Annotated in this window: 18 protein-coding genes; 14 read left to right on the top strand and 4 right to left on the bottom strand. The window is 63.7% G+C overall.

Annotation, left to right across the window (positions count from 1 at the left end):
• Positions 1-96 precede the first annotated feature (96 nt).
• The 9 genes from purT (at position 97) to WBR68_RS07325 (ending at position 9,737) form a co-directional block, all read left to right on the top strand.
• Entirely contained in the window at positions 97-1,314 is a 1,218-nt protein-coding gene (purT, locus tag WBR68_RS07285) for a formate-dependent phosphoribosylglycinamide formyltransferase (protein WP_050446231.1), read from the top strand.
• Positions 1,315-1,511: 197 nt separating this feature from the next.
• Positions 1,512-2,057, top strand: coding sequence for a GbsR/MarR family transcriptional regulator (locus WBR68_RS07290; RefSeq protein ID WP_050446232.1), 546 nt, complete (start codon positions 1,512-1,514; stop codon positions 2,055-2,057).
• Between the two features lie 129 nt (positions 2,058-2,186).
• Entirely contained in the window at positions 2,187-3,761 is a 1,575-nt protein-coding gene (locus tag WBR68_RS07295; protein ID WP_230693766.1) for a cytochrome ubiquinol oxidase subunit I, read from the top strand.
• A 14-nt stretch (positions 3,762-3,775) separates the two neighbouring features.
• Entirely contained in the window at positions 3,776-4,930 is a 1,155-nt protein-coding gene (cydB, locus tag WBR68_RS07300) for a cytochrome d ubiquinol oxidase subunit II (protein ID WP_050446234.1), read from the top strand.
• Positions 4,931-4,944: 14 nt separating this feature from the next.
• Positions 4,945-5,070: a cytochrome bd-I oxidase subunit CydX gene (gene cydX / locus WBR68_RS07305; protein ID WP_043546919.1), complete on the top strand. Its 126-nt coding sequence runs from the start codon at positions 4,945-4,947 to the stop codon at positions 5,068-5,070.
• Positions 5,071-5,147: 77 nt separating this feature from the next.
• Positions 5,148-6,818 (top strand): thiol reductant ABC exporter subunit CydD, encoded by a 1,671-nt coding sequence (gene cydD, locus WBR68_RS07310; RefSeq protein WP_230693767.1) that lies wholly within the window; start codon positions 5,148-5,150, stop codon positions 6,816-6,818.
• Positions 6,815-8,512 carry a thiol reductant ABC exporter subunit CydC gene (cydC, locus tag WBR68_RS07315; protein WP_127186056.1) on the top strand — a complete coding sequence of 566 codons (1,698 nt, stop codon included), beginning with the start codon at positions 6,815-6,817 and terminating at the stop codon, positions 8,510-8,512. Before cydD ends, cydC begins: the two co-directional genes overlap by 4 nt.
• 54 nt (positions 8,513-8,566) lie before the next feature.
• Complete coding sequence (locus WBR68_RS07320) at positions 8,567-9,118, top strand: adenine phosphoribosyltransferase (protein ID WP_050446237.1); 552 nt, start codon at positions 8,567-8,569, stop codon at positions 9,116-9,118.
• Between the two features lie 229 nt (positions 9,119-9,347).
• Positions 9,348-9,737: a hypothetical protein gene (locus tag WBR68_RS07325; RefSeq protein ID WP_230693768.1), complete on the top strand. Its 390-nt coding sequence runs from the start codon at positions 9,348-9,350 to the stop codon at positions 9,735-9,737.
• Between the two features lie 87 nt (positions 9,738-9,824).
• Here the strand turns inward: WBR68_RS07325 and WBR68_RS07330 are convergent, their stop codons facing one another.
• Positions 9,825-10,715, bottom strand: coding sequence for a LysR family transcriptional regulator (locus tag WBR68_RS07330; RefSeq protein ID WP_050446239.1), 891 nt, complete (start codon positions 10,713-10,715; stop codon positions 9,825-9,827).
• 392 nt (positions 10,716-11,107) lie between these two features.
• On the opposite strand from WBR68_RS07330, the gene WBR68_RS07335 reads away from it, so the two are divergent.
• Together WBR68_RS07335 and WBR68_RS07340 are read left to right on the top strand one after the other, a co-directional pair.
• Entirely contained in the window at positions 11,108-11,491 is a 384-nt protein-coding gene (locus tag WBR68_RS07335) for a DUF4148 domain-containing protein (protein WP_127186055.1), read from the top strand.
• A gap of 492 nt (positions 11,492-11,983) precedes the next feature.
• Positions 11,984-13,096, top strand: coding sequence for a porin (locus tag WBR68_RS07340; RefSeq protein ID WP_230693769.1), 1,113 nt, complete (start codon positions 11,984-11,986; stop codon positions 13,094-13,096).
• A 160-nt stretch (positions 13,097-13,256) separates the two neighbouring features.
• On the opposite strand, the gene ilvA is transcribed toward WBR68_RS07340, so the two are convergent.
• Positions 13,257-14,765: a threonine ammonia-lyase, biosynthetic gene (ilvA, locus tag WBR68_RS07345; protein ID WP_050448775.1), complete on the bottom strand. Its 1,509-nt coding sequence runs from the start codon at positions 14,763-14,765 to the stop codon at positions 13,257-13,259.
• A 157-nt stretch (positions 14,766-14,922) separates the two neighbouring features.
• On the opposite strand from ilvA, the gene WBR68_RS07350 reads away from it, so the two are divergent.
• Complete coding sequence (locus WBR68_RS07350) at positions 14,923-15,459, top strand: YqaA family protein (protein WP_230693770.1); 537 nt, start codon at positions 14,923-14,925, stop codon at positions 15,457-15,459.
• 132 nt (positions 15,460-15,591) lie between these two features.
• On the top strand, positions 15,592-19,551 hold the full coding sequence (locus tag WBR68_RS07355; protein ID WP_230693771.1) for a DUF3683 domain-containing protein: 3,960 nt from the start codon (positions 15,592-15,594) through the stop codon (positions 19,549-19,551).
• Positions 19,552-19,782: 231 nt separating this feature from the next.
• Here WBR68_RS07355 and WBR68_RS07360 read toward each other — a convergent pair whose 3' ends face one another.
• Together WBR68_RS07360 and WBR68_RS07365 are read right to left on the bottom strand one after the other, a co-directional pair.
• Positions 19,783-20,751: a Bug family tripartite tricarboxylate transporter substrate binding protein gene (locus WBR68_RS07360; RefSeq protein WP_050448772.1), complete on the bottom strand. Its 969-nt coding sequence runs from the start codon at positions 20,749-20,751 to the stop codon at positions 19,783-19,785.
• Positions 20,752-20,912: 161 nt separating this feature from the next.
• Positions 20,913-21,632, bottom strand: coding sequence for a YggS family pyridoxal phosphate-dependent enzyme (locus tag WBR68_RS07365; RefSeq protein ID WP_050448771.1), 720 nt, complete (start codon positions 21,630-21,632; stop codon positions 20,913-20,915).
• 200 nt (positions 21,633-21,832) lie between these two features.
• Here WBR68_RS07365 and WBR68_RS07370 point away from each other — a divergent pair, with 200 nt between their 5' ends.
• Positions 21,833-23,074, top strand: coding sequence for an aminotransferase-like domain-containing protein (locus WBR68_RS07370; protein WP_050448770.1), 1,242 nt, complete (start codon positions 21,833-21,835; stop codon positions 23,072-23,074).
• The last annotated feature ends 128 nt before the right edge of the window (positions 23,075-23,202 follow it).

A 23,202-nucleotide genomic window follows, 5' to 3' on the forward strand; every position in this document is an offset into this window, starting at 1 on the left:
TTAATATCAGTGGGCGGGTTTGCCCCGGGCAGGGGCGTATGGCATCCTGGCGGCTCTTTTCAATGGCTTTCAAATTCTTCTATCCCGGCCCACTCCATGTCCAGCATCTCCAGCCCCGTTCTTGGCACGCCCCTGTCTCCCCTGGCCACCCGAGTCATGTTGCTCGGCTCCGGCGAATTGGGCAAAGAGGTCATCATTGCCCTGCAGAGACTGGGCGTGGAAGTCATTGCGGTGGATCGTTATGCCGACGCGCCGGGCCATCAGGTGGCGCACCGCGCGCATGTGGTCTCCATGACCGACGCGGACGCCCTGAAGAAGATCATCGAGCAGGAACGACCGCACGTTATTGTCCCTGAAATCGAAGCCATTGCCACCAGTTTGCTGGTGGAACTGGAAGCGGCGGGCGTGGCCCGCGTGACGCCGACCGCCCGGGCCGCCCAATTGACCATGAACCGCGAGGGCATCCGGCGCCTGGCGGCCGAGACGCTGGGACTGCCCACGTCCCCCTATCATTTTGTGGACACGGAAGAAGAATTGCGCGCCGCCATTGACGGCGGCATCGGCTATCCCTGCGTCATCAAGCCGGTGATGTCGTCGTCCGGCAAGGGCCAGTCCGTGATCAAAAGCGCCGATGACGTGGCGCAATCGTGGCGCTACGCCCAGGAAGGCGGGCGGGTAGGCGGCGGCCGCGCCATCGTTGAAGGCTTCATCCGTTTCGACTACGAAATCACGCTGCTGACGGTGCGCGCCCGGGGTGCGGACGGCACGGTTGAAACCCGTTATTGCGAACCCATCGGCCACAAGCAGGTTGATGGCGACTACGTGGAAAGCTGGCAGCCTCACCCCATGTCGCCCGCCGCGTTGGCGCGCGCCCGGGAAATCGCCCTGGCCGTCACGTCCGACCTGGGCGGCCTGGGCATCTTTGGCGTGGAACTGTTCGTGGCAGGCGACCAGGTGTGGTTCTCGGAAGTCAGCCCGCGTCCGCACGACACCGGCATGGTCACCATGATCACCCAGGCCCAGAACGAATTCGAACTGCACGCGCGGGCCTTGCTTGGCCTGCCGGTCGACACCAGCCTGCGCCAGCCGGGCGCCAGCAGCGTCATCTATGGCGGCGTGGACGCCGCCGCCGTGTCGTTTCATAACGTGGCCGAAGCGCTGGCCGAACCTGGCACCGACATCCGCCTGTTCGGCAAGCCGGAATCCTTCGTCAAGCGCCGCATGGGCGTGGGCCTGGCCGTGGCCGAAGACGTGGCCGCCGCCCGCGCCAAGGCCAAGCGCGTTTCCGCCGCCGTCGCCGTCAAGGCGGGCTGACCTGCCCAATTGAATCCCGCAGGGGCTTTTGTCCCTGTTTACAGCCACCGTGCCTTCGGGTCCGGTGGCTGTTTGCTGTTTGCGACACTATTTGCGCTGATGAACAGTTTGTTCGATAATTTCAGAAATTTCTGGAAGCGGTGTAACGTTATTTGTCAGTGACGCCGCCATATAGTTTCTCTGGCGTCGATCACTTCATGTTCCTTACCCCGCAAAACGAGCGTTTCATCCTGCACTTCGGCGAAATGGGCAGCCGTTGGGGCGTGAACCGCACGGTGGGCCAGATCTACGCCCTGTTGTTTTTGCATCCAGAACCGCTGAATGCGGACGAAATCGCCGAGACGCTGGGATTTTCGCGCTCTAACGTCAGCCTGGGGCTGAAAGAGTTGCAGTCTTGGCGCCTGGTCAAACTGGTCCATCAAGTGGGCGACCGCCGCGACTACTTCGAGACGCCCAAAGACGTCTGGGAAATCTTCCGCATCCTGATGGAAGAAAAGCGCCGACGCGAAATCGATCCCACCCTGACCTTGCTGCGCGACACCCTGCTGGAATCGCCTTCAGGGCCCAATGACGCTTACGCGCAACAACGCATGACCGAAATGCTGGAGCTTATTGAACTGTCTTCCGGATGGTTCGATGAGGTTCAACGCCTGCCCCCGGAGACCTTGCAAAAGCTCATGCGACTGGGTTCGCAAGTGCAAAAGGTGCTGGGCTTCGCCGGCAAACTGCGGGGCAAGGACTGAGTTGCCATGCGCCCCGAATTTTTCAGGAAACCGCTATGAAGTTGTATCCATCGCCCTTAAGATGGCGCCAGAGTCGGCCTGGGAACCATGCCGGTTGCCGCGGTGTCTCGACTGCTTGGGAGCGCCCCAATGATTGATCTCGACGTCGTCAACCTGTCGCGATTCCAGTTTGCCGCGACCGCGCTTTACCATTTCTTGTTCGTCCCTCTCACGCTTGGCCTGTCGTTCATGCTGGCCATCATGGAAAGCGTGTACGTCATGACCGGCCGCCCCATCTGGAAACGGATGACCATGTTCTGGGGCACGCTGTTCGGCATCAACTTCGCGCTGGGTGTGGCCACCGGCGTGGTGATGGAATTCCAGTTCGGCATGAACTGGTCCTACTACAGTCACTACGTTGGCGATATTTTCGGCGCGCCGCTTGCGCTGGAAGGGCTGATGGCCTTCTTCCTGGAAGCCACCTTCGTCGGCCTGTTCTTCTTCGGCTGGAATCGCATGTCGAAGGTCAGTCACCTGGTGGTGACCTGGCTGGTGGCGTTCGGCACCAACTTCTCGGCTTTGTGGATCCTGATCGCCAACGGCTGGATGCAGAACCCGGTGGGCGCCATCTTCAATCCCGACACCATGCGCATGGAGATGACCGACTTCGCTTCGGTGATCTTTAACCCGGTGGCGCAGGCGAAGTTCGTGCACACGGTCAGCGCCGGCTACGTCGCGGGCGCCATGTTCGTGATGTCGATCAGCGCCTGGTATCTGCTGAAGGGCCGCCATACCGACCTGGCCAAGCGCTCGATGGCGGTGGCTGCCAGCTTCGGTCTGGCCGGCGCCTTGTCGGTGGTGGTGCTGGGTGACGAAAGCGGTTACCTCACCACCGAGCATCAGAAGATGAAGATCGCGGCCATGGAGTCCATGTGGGAGACCGAGCCCGCGCCCGCGTCCTTCAACCTGTTCGCCATTCCCAACCAGGCCGAGCGCAAGAACGACTTCGCCATCGAGATCCCGTACGTCATGGGCATCATCGGCACCCGGTCGCTCACCACGCCGCTCTTGGGTATCAACGACCTGATCCTGCGCGCCGAAAACCGTATCCGTGACGGCATGGTGGCATATGACGCCTTGCAGAAGATCCGCGCCAATCCCAAGGATGTGGACGCGCGCATGGTCTTCGACAAGACCTGGCCTGACCTGGGCTATGCGCTGCTGGTCAAGCGCTACCAGGACGACATGAGCAAGGTCACCGAGGCCGACATCAAGCAGGCCGCGATCGACACCGTGCCAAATGTGGCGCCGCTATTCTGGGCGTTCCGCATCATGGTGGCGGTGGGCATGTACCTGATCCTGTTCTTCGGCGTGGCCTTCTGGCTGGCCTCGCGCGGGCGTCTGGACAGCCGTCCGGGCCTGTTGAAGGTGGCGCTGTGGAGCCTGCCGCTGCCCTGGGTCGCCATTGAAAGCGGCTGGTTCGTGGCCGAGTACGGCCGCCAACCCTGGGTGATCGAAGGGGTGCTGCCGACGTATTACGCGGCATCCGGCCTGACCATCACCGACCTGGCAATCAGCCTGGCCATCTTCCTGGTGCTCTACACCATTCTGCTGATCATCGGCGTGAAGGTCATGTTGCACGCCATCAAGGCGGGTCCGAAATCCGATGGGCCGGTGGCGGGCAACGCCGCCGCCGATCCTGTGCGCGCCGCCGTGCGCGCCTAAGGGGAGAGAAGCAGATGGATACCCTTATTCCTTTCGACTATGGCACCTTGCGGGTGATCTGGTGGGTGCTGCTGGGCGCCTTGCTCATCGGTTTCGCCGTGATGGACGGCTTTGACCTGGGGGTGGCCGCCTTGCTGCCCGTCGTGGCCAAGACCGACGCCGAACGCCGCATCGTCATCAACGTTGTCGGCCCGGTATGGGAAGGCAACCAGGTCTGGCTGATCACGGCGGGCGGCGCCATCTTCGCCGCCTGGCCCTTGCTGTACGCCGCGTCATTCTCCGGCTTCTACCTGGCGATGATGCTGGTGCTGATTGCGCTGATCCTGCGTCCCGTGGGCTTCAAGTACCGCAGCAAGATGGAAGGCACGCGCTGGCGCAACCGCTGGGACGCCGTGTTGTGTTTTTCGGGCGTGGTGGCTTCGCTGGTGTTTGGCGTCGCCATGGGCAACATCATCCTGGGCGTGCCGTTCACGTTCGACCCGGTGACGCTGCGGCCCATCTATGAAGGGCATTTCTATCAGCTCTTCGCACCGTTCGCTTTGCTGGCCGGCGTGCTCAGCGTGGTGATGCTGGCCATGCACGGCGCGGTGCTGCTGGCCTGGCGCACGGACGACCCCGTGTCGTCCCGCGCGCGCAACTGGGGCCGGCTGGCGGGTTTGCTGACTGCCGCGCTGTTCGTTGCCGGCGGTTTCTGGGTTGCCGGCGGCATTGGCGGGCACACCATTACCAGCGCGGTCAACGCGGGTGGGCCGTCCGACCCCATGCTCAAGACCGTGGCGGTGCAGACCGGCGCCTGGATGGCCAACTACACCACCTGGCCCTTGATGTGGATCGCGCCCGCGCTGGGCGTGGGCGGCGCGCTGTTGGTGGTGCTGCTCTTGACCGTGCGCGCGAATATGCTGGCCTTTCTGTCGTCGGCGCTGTCGATCACGGGGGTGATTCTGACGGTGGGCTTTGCGCTGTTCCCGTTCGTCATGCCGTCGTCGACCAAGCCGCAGGCCGGCCTGACCATCTGGGACGGATCGTCCAGCCATCTGACGCTGTGGATCATGGTGATCGCCGTGGCCGTCTTCCTGCCGATCGTCACGCTGTACACCGCCTGGGTGTATCGCGTGATGCGCGGCAAGGTCACCCATGAATCCGTGGGCGACACGCCCAACTCATACTAAAAGGAGTCCAATCCATGTGGTATTTCTCGTGGATACTCGGTCTGGGTTTGGCGTGTGCCTTCGCCATCCTGAATGCAATGTGGTTCGAGCTGCGCGAAGGTCATACCCATGACCCGCGCGCCAGCCGTGACGACGAGTGAGCAGCGGCGCTAGCAGCCTAGAGCACGATCCTTCGGCCAGTTTGCAGAAACCGCCGCGCGAGCAGTCGCGGTGGTTGATGGCGCTTGCCAAGGCGGCCAGGCTTCCCTTGATGCTGGCGGGCGCCGCCCCGCTGGTCAGCGGCGCCTTGCTGGTGGTTCAGGCGTGGTTATTGGCCAGTGTGCTGGATGCGGCAATCGTGCGCGATGTGCCGCGCCAGGAATTGCTGGCCAGCATTGTGGGCATTGCCGCCTTGATGCTGCTGCGCGCCACCATTACCTGGGCGGGCGAGCGGGCGGGTGCGGACGCCGCCGAACGCATCAAGCGCCATGTGCGCCAGTCGTTGTTCGCGCGCATGGTCGCCAAGGGGCCGTACTGGAGCCGGGGCAAGGCGTCTGGCGAACTGGCCAGCGCGGTGGTGGATCAAGTTGAAGCGCTGGACGGCTTCTTTGCCAAGTACCTGCCCGCCATGGCGGCCGCCGCGATGTTGCCGGTGGCGTTTTCGGTACTGCTGCTGCCGGTGGATGTCATCGCCGGGCTGGTGCTGCTGATCACGGCGCCCTTGATTCCCCTTTTCATGGCCCTGGTCGGGTGGGGCGCGCAAGGCGCCAGCCGCCGACATCTACGTGCGTTTGCTCGCCTGTCTGGCTTCTTCGCGGACCGTCTGCGTGGCTTGTCCACGTTAAAGCTCTATGGCCGTGCCGACGCCGAAGCGGCGTCTGTTGTGGCGGCCAGCGATGCGTTGCGTCAGCGCACGATGTCGGTGCTGCGCATTGCCTTCCTGTCGTCAGCCGTGCTGGAGTTCTTTGCGGCCTTGGGCGTGGCGGGAGTGGCCGTTTACATCGGCCTGACGTACCTTGGCTTCCTGGATGTGCGTTGGTCGCCGCTGACCTTGCAGGCGGGCCTGTTCTGCCTGTTGATGGCGCCGGAGGTCTATGCGCCGTTGCGCCAGTTCGCGGCGCACTATCACGACCGCGCCACGGCGCTGGCCGCCGTGACGCAGATCGCCGTGTTGTTCGATGGCTTGCCGCAAGAAGATGCCGCCACTCCCTTGCACCCGGATACCGCCCGCATGGTGGCAGCGTCTGGGGGCGCGAGTCTGGCGGTCTCGGGCTTGACCGTGCTGGCCCCGGGTCGTGCGCAAGCCGTGTTGTCCGATGCCGCGCTGACGTTGGCGCCCGGCGAGCACGTGGCGCTGATGGGCCCCAGCGGTATCGGCAAGTCCACATTGATCGAAGCGCTTGCCCGCCTGCGCCCCAGCCAGGGCGATATCCGTATCGACGACCAGCCCTTGACGGACTGGGACGAAGCCGCGTTGCGCAGCCGGGTGGCCTTGATCGGTCAGACGCCGCAACTGCTGGCGGGCTCCATCGCCGACAACATCAGGTTGGGCTGTGCTGACGCATCCGACGCCGACGTGCAGGAAGCCGCGCGACGGGCCTGCGTGCTGGAGTTCGCGGCGGCGCTACCGCAAGGCCTGGATACGCTGCTGGGTAGCCGGGGGCAGGGCTTGTCGGGCGGGCAGGCGCAACGCGTAGCGCTGGCGCGCCTGTTCCTGCGCGACCCCGGCCTGATCCTGCTGGACGAGCCCACCGCGCATCTGGACGAGGCGACCCAGGCGCGGCTGCTGGATGAAATCCTCGCATTTTCCGTGGGCCGCACCTTGCTGCTGGCGACGCATTCGGCCGCGGTCGCGGCGCGTCTGGGTCGAGTATGGCGGGTGGTGGACGGAAAAGTGGAAGACGTATGAAAAACCTGTTGTTGCTCTTGCCTCTGTATGCACGCCGTAAAAGCGGGCTTTTGCTCGCATTGTTCTGCGCGCTGGCAACGGTGGCGGCGGGTGTTGGGTTGCTGGGTGTTTCCGGTTGGTTCCTCACCGGCGCCGCGCTGGCGGGCGCGGGCGGTGTCTTCAATCTGTTTGCGCCGTCCGCGCTGGTGCGCGGGCTGTCCTTCCTGCGTATCGTGTCCCGTTACGCGGATCGCGTGGTGGGCCATTCCGCTACCTTGCGTCTGCTGGCGGACTTGCGCGCCACGGTGTTCGGCGCCTTGATCCGTTTGACGCCTCGCCAACTGGCGCGCTATCGAAACGGCGATCTGGTCGCGCGCATGACGGGCGACGTCGATGCCTTGGATACGGTGTTCCTGTTTGTGCTGGCGCCTTTGGCAACGGCGGTGCTGGCCGGTGCGGTGCTGACCGCGGTGTTGGGCATGTGGGTGCCTGCCGCCGCGCTGGCGTTCGCGCTGGCACTGCTGACCGCCTGCGTGTTGGTGCCCCTGTGGCTGCTGCGCGCCGCGCGCAAGCCAGGCGCGGCTGCGCAGGAAAGCGCGGCGGGATTGCGCGCGGCAACCCTGGATGCAGTGGACGGCCACGCGGACATGGTGGCGTTACACGCGCAAGCGCAGACGGCCGAGTATTTTGAACGTTTGTGCGAGGCCAGCGCGCTGGCTCGCCGCAGCCAGGCGCGCGTTGCCGCAAGGGGACAGTGGTTCTTGCAGGTGGCCGCGGGCGTGTCGGTGCTGGCATTGCTGTGGTTCGGTTTGGGCACGCACGAAGCGGGCGACATCGAAGGGCCGGTGCTGGTGGGGCTGCTGCTGGCGGTCATCGGTATTTTTGAAGTGGCGGGGCCGATCATGCGGGGCGCATCCCGCATGGGTTCCGCCATGACGGCGGCGGCACGCATCCGCGAGGTGACGCAGGCGCAGCCCGACATGCTCGACCCGACCGCGCCACGCCCCTTGCCGGCCAGCGGTGCGCTGGAGCTGGACGGCGTGAGCTTTCGCTACCCCGCTCGGTCGGCGGGGGCCAGCCCGACGGTGCTGGATGGTATCGACCTGCGGGTGGAATTCGGCGAGCGCGTGGCGATCCTGGGCGCCAGCGGGGCGGGCAAGTCCACCTTGTTGCACTTGATTCTGCGCTTGGAAGACCCGCACGCCGGGCAGGTGCGCTTTGGCGGCTGCGATGCGCGCGCCTGTACGCAAGGTGACTGGCATCGGCGTATTGCCTTGCTGTCGCAGGATGCGCCCGTGTTTCTGGGCACGTTGCGCACCAATTTGCTGATTGGTGACGCCACAGCCGACGACGCGGCGTTGTGGCGTGCGTTGGACGCCGCCCGTCTGGGCGATTTCGTGCGCGCGTTGCCGGAAGGACTGGACACCTGGGCAGGAGAAACGGGGTCGCAGTTGTCGGCGGGGCAGGCGCGCCGCCTGTGCCTGGCGCGCGCATTGCTGTCACCAGCTGCCGTTATCGTGCTGGACGAGCCGACTGCCGGGTTGGATGCCGTTGCCGAGGCCGACTTCTTGAGCGACCTGGAGCGCGCGGTGCAGGGACGCACCGTGGTGCTGGCCACGCACGCGGCGCTGCCGCCCGGCGCGGTGGACCGTTGCCTGCAATTGCGCAATGGACGATTACATGACGTGTCATCGCGGGCGGCAATCCTGGCTTAAGCGCGGTGGCAAGGTTATAGTTCGCCTTGCTTCAATTCTTCAGGCCCGCCTTTCATGCAGACCGACAACGCCGAGGCCATCCGGCGCACCATCCGCAGCGTTCCGGACTGGCCCCAACCCGGTGTCACTTTCCGCGACATCACGCCCGTCCTGCAGGACCCGCGGGCGTTCCGGGTTCTGATCGATCTGTTCGTTTACCGCTATATGCGCCAACGCCTAGACCTGGTGGCGGGTGTGGACGCGCGCGGTTTCATCGTGGGCAGCGTGCTGGCCTATGAGCTCAACCTGGGTTTCGTGCCGGTGCGCAAAAAGGGCAAGCTGCCTTTCCGTACCGTGGCCGAGGAATATTCGCTGGAATACGGCAACGCGGCGGTTGAGATGCACACGGATTCCGTGCGCACCGGTCAGCGCGTACTGCTGGTCGATGATTTGATCGCCACGGGCGGCACGATGCTGGCCGCGATCAAGCTGCTGCAACGCCTGGGCGCGAATGTCGTGGAGGCTGCCGCGATCATTGATCTGCCTGATCTGGGCGGGTCAGCGAAAGTGGCGGCGACGGGTACGCCGCTGTTTACGGTTTGCCAGTATGGGGCGGATACGCCTTAGGGGGTGCTGTTCGCGGCGGGTTGATGGGTTTCGCGCGAACCTCGGTGGGGTTCTTGGCGCGGGTTTCTCGCGCTGCACCCATCCTACGAGTTGCCGTTTATTTGCCGTTGCTTGATGGGTTTCGCGTGGATTGGGGTGGGGTTCTTGGCGGCGGATGTCTCGCGCTGCACGCAGCCTACGGTTGTCGGTAGGATGGGTGTGGCGCGCGATGGTGTGCATTAGGAATGCAATGCTGATCGCGCGAACCCATCAGGCGACCGTCGCGTTGTGGGTGAATTTGCCAGGTGTTCATCGCTGCGGTGTGGCTGAATTTTTGTTTGTTCAGCGGCTGCTTGATGGGTTTCGCGCGAATTGCGGTGGGGTGCTTGGCGGCGGATTCCTCGCGCTGCACCCATCCTACGAGTTGCCGTTTATTTGTCGTTGCTTGATGGGGTTCGCGTGGATGGGGTGGGGGCTTGGCGTGGATCTCTCGCGCTGCACGCAGCCTACGGTTGTTGGTAGGATGGGTGTGGCGCGCGATGGTGTGCATTGGGAATGCAATGCTGATCGCGCGAACCCATCAGGCGACCGTCGCGTTGTGGGTGAATTTGCCAGGTGTTCATCGCTGCGGTGTGGCTGAATTTTTGTTTGTTCAGCGGCTGCTTGATGGGTTTCGCGCGAATTGCGGTGGGGTGCTTGGCGGCGGATTCCTCGCGCTGCACCCATCCTACGAATCGGACAGCCTCGGTTGGATGAAATCCAGGAACGCCTTGGTTTTTGCGGGCAGCATGCGCGAGGGCAGCAGGGCGAATAGCGGCAGGGGCGTCAGGCTCCAATCGGGCAGCACGCGCACCAGGCCCGCTTGATTGATGGCGCGTTCCATCGCGTCGAATACCAGCAGCGGCGTAATGCCCAAGCCCTGGCCGGCCAGGCGTCCCAGCATGCCTACATTGTTCGCCGACAACCTGCCCGACACTTGCACGCGCTCTACCTTGTCGCCGGAATGCAGCATCCAGAACGACGATTCTTCGCGCATCGTGGGGCGCAGGCATTCGTGGTGGGCCAGGTCCGCGGGCACGCGCGGTTCACCATAGCGCGCCAGATACTCCGGCGACGCATACAACTGGTGCGCCATCAGCACGATCTTGCGCGAAATCAGGCTGGAATCGGGCTGCTGTCCGAAGCGCAGAACCAAATCGAACGGATTGCTGATCGGGTCGATCGGACGCATGCTCAGATCGAAATCGCATTCGATGTCGGGGTGCTGTTCGCGAAACTCGCGTATGACGGCGGGCAGGAACAATTGCGCCAGGCTGGTCGGCAGCGAAATACGCAAACGCCCTTTGGGCTGCACCGCCATGTCCAGCAATTGGTCATGCGCAATGCGCGCTTCCTCGACGATGTGCCGGCAGCGCTCGAAATAGATGGCGCCGGCTTCGGTCAGATCGATTTTGCGCGTGCTGCGGTTCAGCAGCCGCATTCCGACGCTGCGTTCCAGTTCACTGACGCGGCGCGAGAGCGTGGATGTCGGAATATTCAGGGCTTCGGCGGCGTGGCTGAAATTCTTGCGCTTGGCGACTTCGACAAAGAGCGCGATGTCGTTAAGCTGGATATCCATGGGGCCTCAAATCTCTAAATTCCATTTCTGGCAGGTTTGTATGATAAATGGATTTATTGTCCCGCCAGCGAAAATGTCTATTCCCGCCTGAGGAACATCGGCGCCCCTGCGGCACCCAGCCTGGGTTTTGCGTCCATTCTTGCGGCAAGCTGAAACCCTGCAAGGATTGCGGCGCTTCGCCATACCCTGCATTGCGCAAAGATCGCGCAAATTTCTTCCACATTTGGCCGATATGGCCGGTAATTGTCCCGTTTGTGAAAATATGTTCGCCAAAATAAGGGTTTTTACTAGGCTCGAAACCCCAGATACTTCGTCCCAGCAATCAAACAGTCACAAAGCCGTTGCCATTCTGGCAGCAGACGCTGTGCAAGGTTTAGGATGGAGTCATCACAATGAAAGCACTAGCAAGCGCACTTATGGTCACCGCAACCCTGGTTGGCATGTCCGCCGCCCACGCCGATGGCAAGACGCGTGAGCAGGTTCAGCAAGAACTGCAAGCCGCCAAGGCCGCCGGCCAGGTCACGTTTGGTGAACTGGATTACCCGCCCGCCACGGTGCAGCAAACCAGCCTGACGCGCGCTCAGGTCCAACAAGAACTACAAGCCGCGAAGATCGCCGGCCAAGTCACTTCCGCCGAACTGGACTACCCGCCAAAGGCTGCCGTGTCGCAAGCCGGCGGCAAGACGCGCGAACAAGTGCGCCAGGAATTGGCCGAAGCCAAGGCCAGCGGCGAATACACCTTTGGTGAACTCGACTACCCGCCCCAGGGCAAGTAAGGCTGCAAGCCAGGCCTGGCTATTCAGCTTGGCGCCTACACCCGGATGGTCACGAAACCCCTTGAGACGCCAAGGGGTTTTTTTGTCCTCGTCGAAGCAAGGGTGGCCGCGATGGCGTGGTGATTGTGGGGCGACACTGTGGTGTTTACGCCGCAACACTGTACGCAGCCACCAACAACTGCTGTCGAGAATTCTTGTGCCGTGACGCTACCGCGCCTTGCACCCCTCTCAATAGCGAGCAAACATTCGTATTTGTTTTCAAGGCGTTAAAGAGAACCTGCGGAGAGCCAGCCGGTCTTTTGACATGTCAGCCGACTGTCATTATCCCAACCGTGGAAAGTAGTTCGTCGAAATCCGTGTTACTTCAAGTTGCATCAGGATGGACACTGGATTTAGTGCAGACGCCGCTTGCGGATTGCAGCGGCACGCAGAGCCCCGTCACCTGGACGGCGCGACTGCGCATGCCTTTATCTCGCCATTTTGGGGACTTACATGAAGAAGACGCTATTGGCCGTTGCGTTGCTGGCAGGCTTTGCCAGCGCCGCGCAAGCCGCTGACTCCGTGACGCTGTACGGGTTGATCGACGCGGGTATCGGCTACGAGCAAGTGAAATTCAATGGGGTGAAGCAAAGCCGCGTCGGCGGCGTGCAGGGCGTAAGCAGCGGCTCGCGTTTCGGCCTGCGCGGCACGGAAGATCTGGGCGACGGCTTGCGCGCCGTGTTCACCCTGGAAGGCGGCTTCGGCCCCATGAACGGCAAGTCGGCCCAGAACGGCCGCCTGTTCGGCCGCCAGGCCACCGTGGGCCTGGACAGCGATTCCTGGGGCCGTCTGGAATTCGGTCGTCAGACGAACCTGGCGTCGAAGTACTTCGGTTCGATCGACCCGTTCTCCACGAGCTACAACACCGCCAACATGGGCACCACGTTCGGCAGCGCCAACACGATGCGCCTGGACAACATGGTGCTGTACCAAACCCCCAGCCTGGGCGGCTTCAAGGCCGGTGTCGGCTATTCGTTCAGCGCCGACGACACCGTTAGCGACACCACGCAGACCGGCTTTGCCACGGGTGACAACAACCGCGTGCTGACGGTTGGCATGCAGTACGTGAATGGCCCCTTGAACCTGGCCGCGGCCTATGACCGCTTCGACCCGACCAACGACCGCGTTGGCGGCAAGAGCGCGGCTCGCATCCAGGAATACATCATCGGCGGTTCGTACGACTTTGAAGTCGTGAAGCTGGCGGCCGCATTTGGCCAGACCCGCGACGGCTGGTTCGTGGGCCAGAACATGGGCACCACGCCGGAAGGCATGAACACGCTGGGTTCGTTCAAGCTGGCCGACGGCTTTCGCGCCAACTCGTACATGATTGGCGCCACCGTGCCTTTGGGCCGCCACGCCGTGTTCGGTTCCTGGCAGCGCGCCACCGCCGGCAACGACAAACTGACCGGCGATGACGCCACGTTCAACGTCTACAGCCTGGGCTACACCTACGACTTCACCAAGCGCACCAATCTGTACGCCTACGCGTCTTATGGCGACAACTACGCGTTCCAGCACGACGCGCGCGACACCGCCGTTGCTGTCGGCATGCGCCACCGTTTCTAAGCAACGGGGCGTCTGACCGGACCTTGCTGAATGCGTGGCTTATCTCCGTAGGCCGCCGAGTGACAGCACCCCCCCCGCCTGGGTCCGGTCGGGCGCATTCGATGCCCAGAAGGGAAGGGCCTCCATCAGGAGGCCCTCTCGCATTCCGGCGCCGTGTTGTCTACAGGAACAGCTTGTAGGCCGGGTTCTCGGTTTCGTTCCAATGCGGGTAGCCCAGTTCGGCCACAAACGTGCGGAACTGCTTCTTGTCCGTGGGCGGCACCTGGATGCCGATCAGGATGCGCCCATAGTCCGCGCCTTGGTTCCGGTAGTGGAACAGGCTGATGTTCCAGTCCGGGTTCATCGCGTTCAGAAAGCGCATCAGCGCGCCGGGACGTTCCGGGAACTCAAAGCGATACAGCAGTTCGTTGCGCGCCAGCGCTGAACGCCCGCCCACCATGTGGCGCAAGTGCGTCTTGGCCATTTCGTCGTGGGTCAAGTCCAGCGTGTCGAAGCCATGGCGGCGGAAGTTGGCGGCGATTTTGTCGGGCTCGGTCGCGGACGACACCTGGATACCGACGAACACGTGCGCTCGGTCCGCGTCGGAAATGCGGTAGTTGAATTCAGTGACGCTGCGTTCACCGACCAGTTCGCAAAAGCGCCGGAAGCTGCCGCGTTGCTCGGGCATGGTCACGGCGAACACGGCTTCGCGCATTTCGCCGACTTCAGCGCGTTCGGCCACGAAGCGCAGGCGGTCGAAGTTCATGTTGGCCCCGCAGGCGATGGCCACCAGCGTCTTGCCTTTCAGATGGTGCTCGGCCGCGTATTGCTTGGCGCCGGCCACCGCCATGGCGCCCGCCGGTTCCAGGACGCTGCGCGTGTCCTGGAACACGTCCTTGATGGCGGCGCAGATTGAATCCGTATTGACCACCACGAAGTCGTCCACATATTGGCGCGTGAGCTTGAAGGTTTCAGCGCCCACCATCTTGACGGCAGTGCCGTCCGAAAACAGGCCCACGTCGTTCAGCTGCACGCGGCGACCGGCGCGCACGCTGCGCAGCATGGCGTCGGAATCTTCGGTCTGCACGCCAATGATCTTGATCTCGGGCCGCAGTTGCTTGATGTAGGCGGCGACACCGGAAATCAGCCCGCCGCCGCCGATGGCTACGAAGATGGCGTCGATCGGCCCCGGGTGCTGACGCAGGATCTCCATGCCCACCGTGCCCTGGCCGGCGATCACGTCGGGGTCGTCAAAGGGGTGGACGAACGTCAGCTTCTCTTTCTTCTCAAGGATTTGCGCATGCGCGAAGGCGTCGGTGAAGCTTTCGCCCGCCAGGACCACTTCGCCACCCAGGCGGCGCACCGCGTCGATCTTCACTTGCGGGCTGGTGGTGGGCATGACGATGACGGCGCGGCAGCCCAAGCGGCTGGCGGCCAGCGCCACGCCTTGGGCGTGGTTGCCGGCCGAGGCCGCGATCACGCCCCGGTTCAAGGCGGCTGGCGGCAGATTGGCCATCTTGTTGTAGGCGCCGCGTAGTTTGAAACTGAACACCGCCTGAGTATCTTCGCGCTTGAGCAGCACCGTGTTTGAAATCCGCGCGGATAGCTGGGGCGCGGCTTCCAGCGGCGACTCGACCGCTACGTCGTAAACCTTCGAAGTCAGGATGCGTTTCAGATAATCAGTGGACATGGACCGCGCAAGAGCAAGAGTGAGGACTGGGCCAGATTATTGCAGGGAATGCCGCGCTGGCTGAAAAGCTCTGTCGTGGCGATGGCGCGGCGGCGCCAAGCGCGGTCGATTCGATTCCCGATGGGCATTCGCTTGCGCGCGGCTACACTCGCTCATCATGGAAGAAAGCCTCTTATCCGCGGTTCACTGGCTCATGGGCACGCTGGCTCTGCCCTCGGTGGGTTTGTCCGCCATCTTTACGGTGTCGCTCGTTTCCGCCACCTTGCTGCCGCTGGGCTCCGAGCCGGCGGTATTTGGTTTCATCAAGCTGGCGCCTGATATGTTCTGGCCCGCCATCCTGGTGGCGACGGCCGGCAACACCGCGGGCGGGGCCATCAGCTACGCCATGGGCCTGGGCGCTGAAAAGGCGGTTGAACGCTGGAAGGAAAAGCATCCCCACCCCCATCCCGACGCCACCGAGGGCGGGCGGATGCGGGGCCGTTGGAACGAACGCGCTCACGATTGGCTGCACCGCATGGGCCCGCCGGCCCTGTTGCTGTCCTGGCTGCCCGCGGTGGGCGACCCGCTGTGCGCCGTGGCCGGGTGGCTGCGCCTGTCGTTCTGGCCTTGCGTGTTCTATATGGCCATCGGCAAATTCCTGCGCTATCTGACCATGACGGCCAGTCTGTTGTGGTTCTTCCCGGGCCAGATCTAAGCACTGACATCGAACTTAAATGGGGACGGTATGTGCCGTTTTCCCCGTGCCGTGAGCCGGCTTCCCAGGGGTATTTGGGGTCAAGTCCGGCCAATGGCATAAAATAATTTTTTATGGGCCCCTCTTGCTGCCATGAACGCCCCACTCGCTAGCCACATTTTGAACGGGGCGATGCCGCCCGCAACGCCCGCGCGACTGCGCGAAATCCCCTACAACTACACGTCGTTTTCCGACCGCGAGATTGTCGGCCGGTTGCTGGGCGATGACGCCTGGAGCCTGCTTACCGACCTGCGCGGGGAACGCCGCACGGGCCGTTCCGCGCGAATGCTGTACGAAGTGCTGGGCGATATCTGGGTGGTGCGGCGCAACCCGTACCTGCAAGACGACCTGCTCGACAATCCCAAGCGGCGCAAGCAGTTGATCGATGCCCTGCACCATCGCCTGGGCGAGATCGACCGCCGCCGTGAACCGGGTATACCCACCGAAGCAGGCCATGATCCGCATCGCGACGAAAAGGTGGTCGGCCTGCTGGCCCGCGCCCGTTCGGCGATTGCCGCCTTCGAAGGGGAATTCGACCAGACCACCATGATGCGCAAACAGGCGCAGAAGGTGCTGGGCCGCATCACCGCGCGCGACAACATCAAGTTCGACGGCCTGTCGCGCGTGTCCCACGTGACGGACGCCACCGACTGGCGCGTGGAATACCCGTTCGTCGTGCTGACGCCCGATTCCGAAGATGAGATCGCCGCGCTGGTCACCGCCTGTATTGAACTGGGCCTGACCATTGTTCCGCGTGGCGGCGGCACGGGCTATACCGGCGGCGCCATCCCACTGACCTGGAAGTCGGCCGTCATCAACACCGAAAAGTTCGACAAGCTGGGCAAGGTCGAGTCCTGTATCTTGCCCGGGCTGACCGAGCCCGTGGCCGTCATCCACGCCGGCGCCGGCGTGGTGACCAAGCGCGTGTCCGAAGCGGCCGAGGCCGCGGGCTTTGTATTCGCGGTGGACCCGACGTCGGCCGAAGCATCGTGCGTGGGTGGCAACATCGCCATGAACGCGGGCGGCAAGAAGGCCGTGCTGTGGGGCACCGCGCTGGACAACCTGGCCTGGTGGCGCATGGTGGATCCGGACGGCAACTGGCTGGAAGTCACCCGCCTGGAACACAACATGGGCAAGATCCATGACGTGGACACGGCGCGCTTCGAACTCAAGTGGTTCGATGGCAAGGGCAAGCCCGGCGAACGTCTGTTGAAGACCGAGCTGCTGGAAATCAAGGGCCGTGTGTTCCGCAAGGAAGGCCTGGGCAAGGACGTTACCGACAAGTTCCTGGCCGGCCTGCCCGGCATTCAGAAGGAAGGTTGCGACGGCCTGATCACGTCGGCGCGCTGGGTGCTGCACCGCATGCCGCGCCACACGCGCACGGTCTGTATGGAATTCTTCGGGCAGGCGCGCGACGCCATCCCGTCGATTGTCGAGGTCAAGGGCTACCTGGACGGGGAAGGCAAGGCGCGCGGCGCCATCCTGGCCGGCCTGGAGCACCTGGACGAACGCTATCTGCGCGCGGTGGGCTACGCCACCAAGAGCAAGCGCGGTGTGCTGCCCAAGATGGTCTTGATTGGCGATATCGTCGGCGACGACGATGACGCGGTGGCCGCCGCCGCTAGCGAAGTCGTGCGCCTGGCCAACACGCGCCATGGCGAAGGCTTTGTGGCCGTCAGCCCCGAGGCGCGCAAGAAGTTCTGGCTGGACCGCTCGCGTACCGCCGCCATCGCGCGCCACACCAACGCCTTCAAGATCAATGAAGACGTGGTGATTCCGCTGCCTCGCATGGGCGAATACACGGATCACATCGAACGCATCAACATCGAACTGTCGACCAGCAACAAGTTGAAGCTGCTGGGTGCGCTGGACGCTTACTTGTGTACGCCGCTGCCGGTGGGCAAGGCGGATGATGCGGACATCGACAGCACCCGCGCCGAAGTGCTGGCCGAACGTACGCGCCAGGCGCTTGAAGTGCTGGGCAGCGTGCGCCAGCGCTGGCAATGGCTGCTGGACAACCTGGACCTGCCGCTGGCGCAGGCGCTGCCTGAACTGCAAGCGCTGGGCCTGGGCGACGTGCAAGCCGCGCTGACCGACCGCCTGGCCGCGCAACCCACGGCGCGCCTGTTCGACGTGGTGCAGGACCGCACGATTCGTGTGTCGTGGAAGACTGAAGTGCTGCCCGGCCTGCAGCGTGCGTTTTCGGGCGCGGCGTACAAGAAGATCGTCGATGAGCTGATCGCCATCCACGGCCGTGTGCTGAAGAGCCGCGTGTTCGTGGCGCTGCACATGCACGCCGGTGACGGCAACGTGCACACCAACATCCCGGTCAACTCGGACGACTACGAGATGCTGCGCGAGGCCCACCAGGCTGTCGACCGCATCATGCAGATTGCCCGCGACCTGGACGGCGTGATCTCGGGCGAACACGGCATCGGCCTGACCAAGTACGAATTCCTGACCGACGCCGAGCTGGCGCCGTTCCAGGATTACAAGCGCCGCGTCGACCCCAATGGCCACTTCAACGCGGGCAAGCTCATGCCCGGCGCCGATTTGCGCCACGCCTGGACGCCCAGCTTCAATTTGATGGGCCACGAGTCGCTGATCATGCAGCAAAGCGACATCGGCGCCATCTCGGAATCCATCAAAGACTGTTTGCGCTGCGGCAAGTGCAAGCCGGTGTGCGCCACCCACGTGCCGCGCGCGAATCTGCTGTATTCGCCGCGCAACAAGATTTTGGCAACGTCGCTGCTGGTTGAAGCCTTTTTGTACGAAGAGCAGACTCGGCGCGGCGTCAGCCTGAAGCACTGGGAAGAATTCGAAGACGTGGCTGACCACTGCACGGTCTGCCACAAGTGCTACAACCCCTGTCCGGTGGACATCGACTTCGGCGACGTGTCGATGAACATGCGCGCCGTGCTGCGCCGCATGGGCCGCAAGTCGTTCAATCCGGGCACGGCAAGCGCCATGTTCTTCTTGAACGCCAAGGACCCTGCCACGATCAACGCCACGCGCAAGGCGATGGTAGGCGTGGGCTACAAGGTGCAGCGCGCGGCGCACGACCTGTTTTCGGGCCTGGTGAAAAAGCAGACGGCCAAGCCGCCGGCCACCGTGGGCAAGCCGCCGCTGCGCGAGCAGGTCATTCACTTTGTGAACAAGAAGATGCCGGGCGGGCTGCCGAAGCAGGCCGCGCGCAAGCTGCTGGATATCGAAGACGCGAACTACGTGCCGATCATCCGCGACCCCAAGGCCACGACCGCCGATACGGAAGCCGTGTTCTATTTCCCGGGTTGCGGTTCAGAGCGCCTGTTCTCGCAAGTGGGCCTGGCCACGCAAGCCATGCTGTGGCATGCGGGCGTGCAGACGGTGTTGCCGCCGGGTTATCTGTGCTGCGGCTATCCCCAGCGCGGCAACGGCATGACGGACAAGGCCGAGCAGATCATTACCGATAACCGTGTGCTGTTCCATCGGGTCGCCAATACGCTGAACTACCTGGACATCAAGACGGTGGTGGTCAGTTGCGGCACCTGCTACGACCAGTTGTCCGGCTATGAGTTCGACAAGATCTTCCCGGGCTGCCGCTTGATCGACATCCACGAGTATTTGCTGGAAAAGGGCATCAAGCTGGAAGGCGCCAAGGGCGTGCGCTACATGTATCACGATCCCTGCCATACACCGATGAAGCTGCAAGAGCCGATGAAAACGGTGCGGGCGCTGGTGGGCGATGAAGCCATCAAGAGCGACCGCTGCTGCGGGGAATCGGGCACGCTGGCGGTCAGCCGGCCGGATATTTCCACGCAGGTGCGTTTCCGCAAGCAGGAAGAACTGCTGAAGGGTGACGCGGCGCTGCGCGGTGATGGCTTTGCCGGCGACGTGAAGGTGCTGACGTCATGCCCGTCGTGCTTGCAGGGGCTGTCGCGCTATGAAGGCGACGTCAAGATGGAAGCGGATTACATCGTCGTCGAGATGGCCCGGCACATTCTGGGTGAGGGGTGGATGGAAGATTACGTGAAGCGCGCGAACGCGGGTGGGATTGAGCGGGTGCTGGTGTGATGGGTTGCGCGCGAAATTGACTTGGGATTTTCTTGGCGGTTTTGCGCGCTTCACCCATCCTACGGATGGTCGTCTTATGTAGGATGGGTGAAGCGCGAGAGCTTGGTCAGAAGGACCGAATCGCGAATCGCGCGGAACCCATCTTCGCGGTACCAGGCAACTTCCCGACAGCAACAAAAAAAACCCGCGTTCAGCCCAAGCTGAACGCGGGTTTTTTAATGGCTGGCCGGATTACTCCAGCTTGATGTTCGCCTTCTTGATCACGTCTGCCCAAGTGCTGCGCTCTTGTTCGGCGTAGGCCTTGAAGTCTTGCGCGGACATCGGCATCGGGATCACGCCCATGTCCAGCATCTTCTTGGACACGGCGTCGCTTTTCAGCGTGGCGTCCAGGTCGGCTGACAGCTTCTTCACCACCGCTTCCGGCAAGCCGGCGGGGCCGACCAGGCCTTGCCAGGCGTAGGCCGTGAAATTGGCAACGCCTTGTTCTGCCATCGTCGGCGTGTCGGGCAGCACCGACAGGCGTTCCGGCGTGGCGGCGGCCAGGACGCGCAGCTTGCCGGCCTTGACGTTTGGCAAGCCCGAAGCCAGATCGATGAACATCACATCCACCTGTCCGCCCAGAAGATCCTGGATGGCGGGCGCCGCGCCCTTGTAAGGCACGTGCAGCAGGTCCGCGCCGGTGCGCTGCTTGAAAAGCTCAAGCGCCAGATGGTGCGGCGAGCCCGCGCCGGCCGATGCCGCGCTCAGCTTGCCCGGCTCTTTCTTGGCGGCGGCCAGCACGTCGGCCACCGTCTTGTACGGCGAATTGACGTTCACGGCCAGCAGCAGCGGGAACTTGGCAATACCGCCGATGTAGGTGAACTTGGCCGGATCGTAGGACAGCTTTGCGTACAGCGACGAATTGAACGCCAGCGTGCCCGAATCGGCCGTGCCGACCATATAGCCGTTAGGTTCGGCCTGCGCGATGGCGGTGGCGCCGATGATCGTGGCCGCGCCGGGGCGGTTTTCCACCACGATGGTCTGGCCCAGCGTCTTTTCCAGGCTGCTGGCGACCGTGCGGGCAACCACGTCGGTGCCGCCACCTGCCGGATACGGCACGATCCAGCGGATCGGCTGGGTGGGCCAGGATTGGGCGGAAGCCGTGGCGGCGGCCAGCGACAGGGCGGCCAGCGCCAACAGGCGCCGTGCGGGATTGTGCATGGGGTGTCTCCTCGTGCGGGATCAAAGATTGAGCGCGACGCGGGCGCTTTTCTGTTCTGCGCCGTCAGTCTGCGCCGCTATTTTTGCGCCGCTATTATGCTCGCGTTCGACGCGAAAAGGGGGCCGGCTGGCCCCCTGTTTTCCCGCATGCAGCTGTCCGCTTACTGGGGATCGGGGTAAGTGCGGGCGCCGAAAATCGCGGTGCCGATACGCACTTCAGTCGAGCCTTCCTCGATGGCGAGTTCGAAGTCGCCGCTCATGCCCATCGACAGGCGCTCCAGCGAAACGCCGTCGATATGCTCGGCGCGCAGGCTGTCGCGCAGCTCGCGCAGGGCGCGAAAGCAGGCCCGCACTTGTTCCGGGTCGGGCGAGTTCACCGCCAGCGTCATCAGGCCTTGCACGCGCAAGGTGGGAAATTCCGCCGCAATGCGGCGCAGGAACGCGGATACGTCCTCGGGCGCCATGCCGAACTTGCTGGGTTCGGTCGACGTCTTTACCTGGATCAGCACGTCCAGGGTGCGGCCCTCATTGAGAAGGCGACGGTGCAGGGCTTCGGCCAGGTCGGCGCGGTCCAGCGACTGCACTTCGGTGGCGTCGCGCGCGGCGTCCTTGGCCTTGTTGGTCTGCAAATGGCCGATCAGCACCCATTGCAGGCCTTGCCCGGCCAGCGCGGCCGCCTTCTGCCGGATTTCCTGGGTCTTGTTTTCGCCGAAGCGGGTCAGGCCCAGCGCCATGGCTTCGCGGATCGCGTCCACCTCGAAGGTTTTGCTGACGGGCAGCAGCACCACGCTGTCCGGGCTGCGCCCGGCGCGCGCGCAGGCATCGGCAATGCGTTGGCGGATGTGGGCGAGGCGCCCGGCCATGGTGTCTACGACGGTCATGCAGCTCTCTTGCAGGAACAGGATGTCCCATAGTGTAGGACTGTGCGGGACGGTTTCGCCACACCGCGTGCGGCCGTCGTTGACCCTGCGTAATCGGCAGGCTTAGAATTTGCAGAGATTTGTTTATATTTCAATGTTCTATGCCCTCCGGCGCCGCCCCAGCAGGCGACACGGTTCTTCCCCTTCCCAGTCTCCCCGCCATGTCCAGCGCAGCGCCTGAATACGCCTTTGCCACGCCGTTCCTGAATCCCCCCGCATCCCCCATTCGATCGCTCATGCCGTATGCCTTGCGGCCGGGCACGATTTCGCTGGCTGGCGGCTACCCCGCGCAAGAACTGTTCGACGTCGAGGGCCTGTCGGTCGCGTCCACCCAGGTCATGTCGCGCCTGGGCGCGTGCCTGCAGTATTCCAACATTGACGGCCAGGCCAGCCTGCGCAACGAATTGGCCCGCCTGTCCGCCGCGCGCGGCCTGCATTGCAACGCCGACACCGAGCTTGTCGTGACCGGCGGCTCGCAGCAGGCCCTGGCGCTGCTGACCCGGGTGATGCTGCAACCTGGCGACCACGCCATCATTGAATCGCCCGCGTTCCCCAATTCCGTGCAGGCCTTGCGCTACACCGGCGCCACGGTGCATACGGTTGCGTCCGGCCCGGATGGCATCGACGTTGATGCGCTGGACGAACTGGCCGCGCGCGTCAAACCCAAGATGGTCTGCGTGGTGGCGTCGTTCTCGAACCCTTGCGGCGCCACGATCTCGCGACAGCGCCGCCTGCGCTTGCTGGAACTTGCCGTCAAGCACCGCTTCCTGATCGTGGAAGACGACCCCTACAGCGAACTGCGTTTTGCCGGCGAAGCGGTGCCGCCCATCGCCGCCCTGGCCGAGGGCGAAGCCCGCCACTGGGCCGTGTACCTGGCCAGCATGTCCAAGACCATGGCGCCGGCGCTGCGCATCGGCTGGCTGATCGCCCCGCCCGAAATCCGCCGCCGCTGCGTCAGCGCCAAGGCGGCCGACGACATGGCGTCATCCGCCTGGATCCAGGAAGTGGTGGCGCAGTACCTGGCCAACGGCCGCTACGACGAACATGTGCCGCGCATTCGCGCCGCCTATGGCTTGCGCTGCGACGCCATGGCCGAGGCCTTGGCGCGCGAACTGGACGGCCGCGTCAGCTTCAGCAAACCCGAAGGCGGCATGTTCTTCTGGGCGCGCCTGACAGGTGATGTGGACGCGACACGCCTGTTGCCCTACGCCATCGAGCATGAAGTGGTCTATGTGCCGGGCAAGGCGTTCTATGCCAACGTCGAACAGGCCGACCTGTTTGCCATGCGCATGTCGTTCGCCACCATGAACGAAAGCCAGATCGCCCAGGGCATGGTGCGCCTGGGCCGCGCGCTGGATGCCTGCCAAGCCAACGAGCCCGTGTCGATTTCGCTGGCGGCGTGACGGCATAACCGCATCGCGGCAAAGCGGCGCTCGCTTGCGGGCCGCCGCGCACATACCTTAATAAGCGCTTGTTATTTGGCGCGGGCGCTTCATGTCTATAAGCTTCTTGCCTTGGCGCGTCCCCGCGC

The organism is Achromobacter sp. JD-1 (genome assembly GCF_038594925.1).
In the GTDB taxonomy this organism is placed as follows: Bacteria; Pseudomonadota; Gammaproteobacteria; order Burkholderiales; family Burkholderiaceae_B; genus Achromobacter; species Achromobacter spanius_C.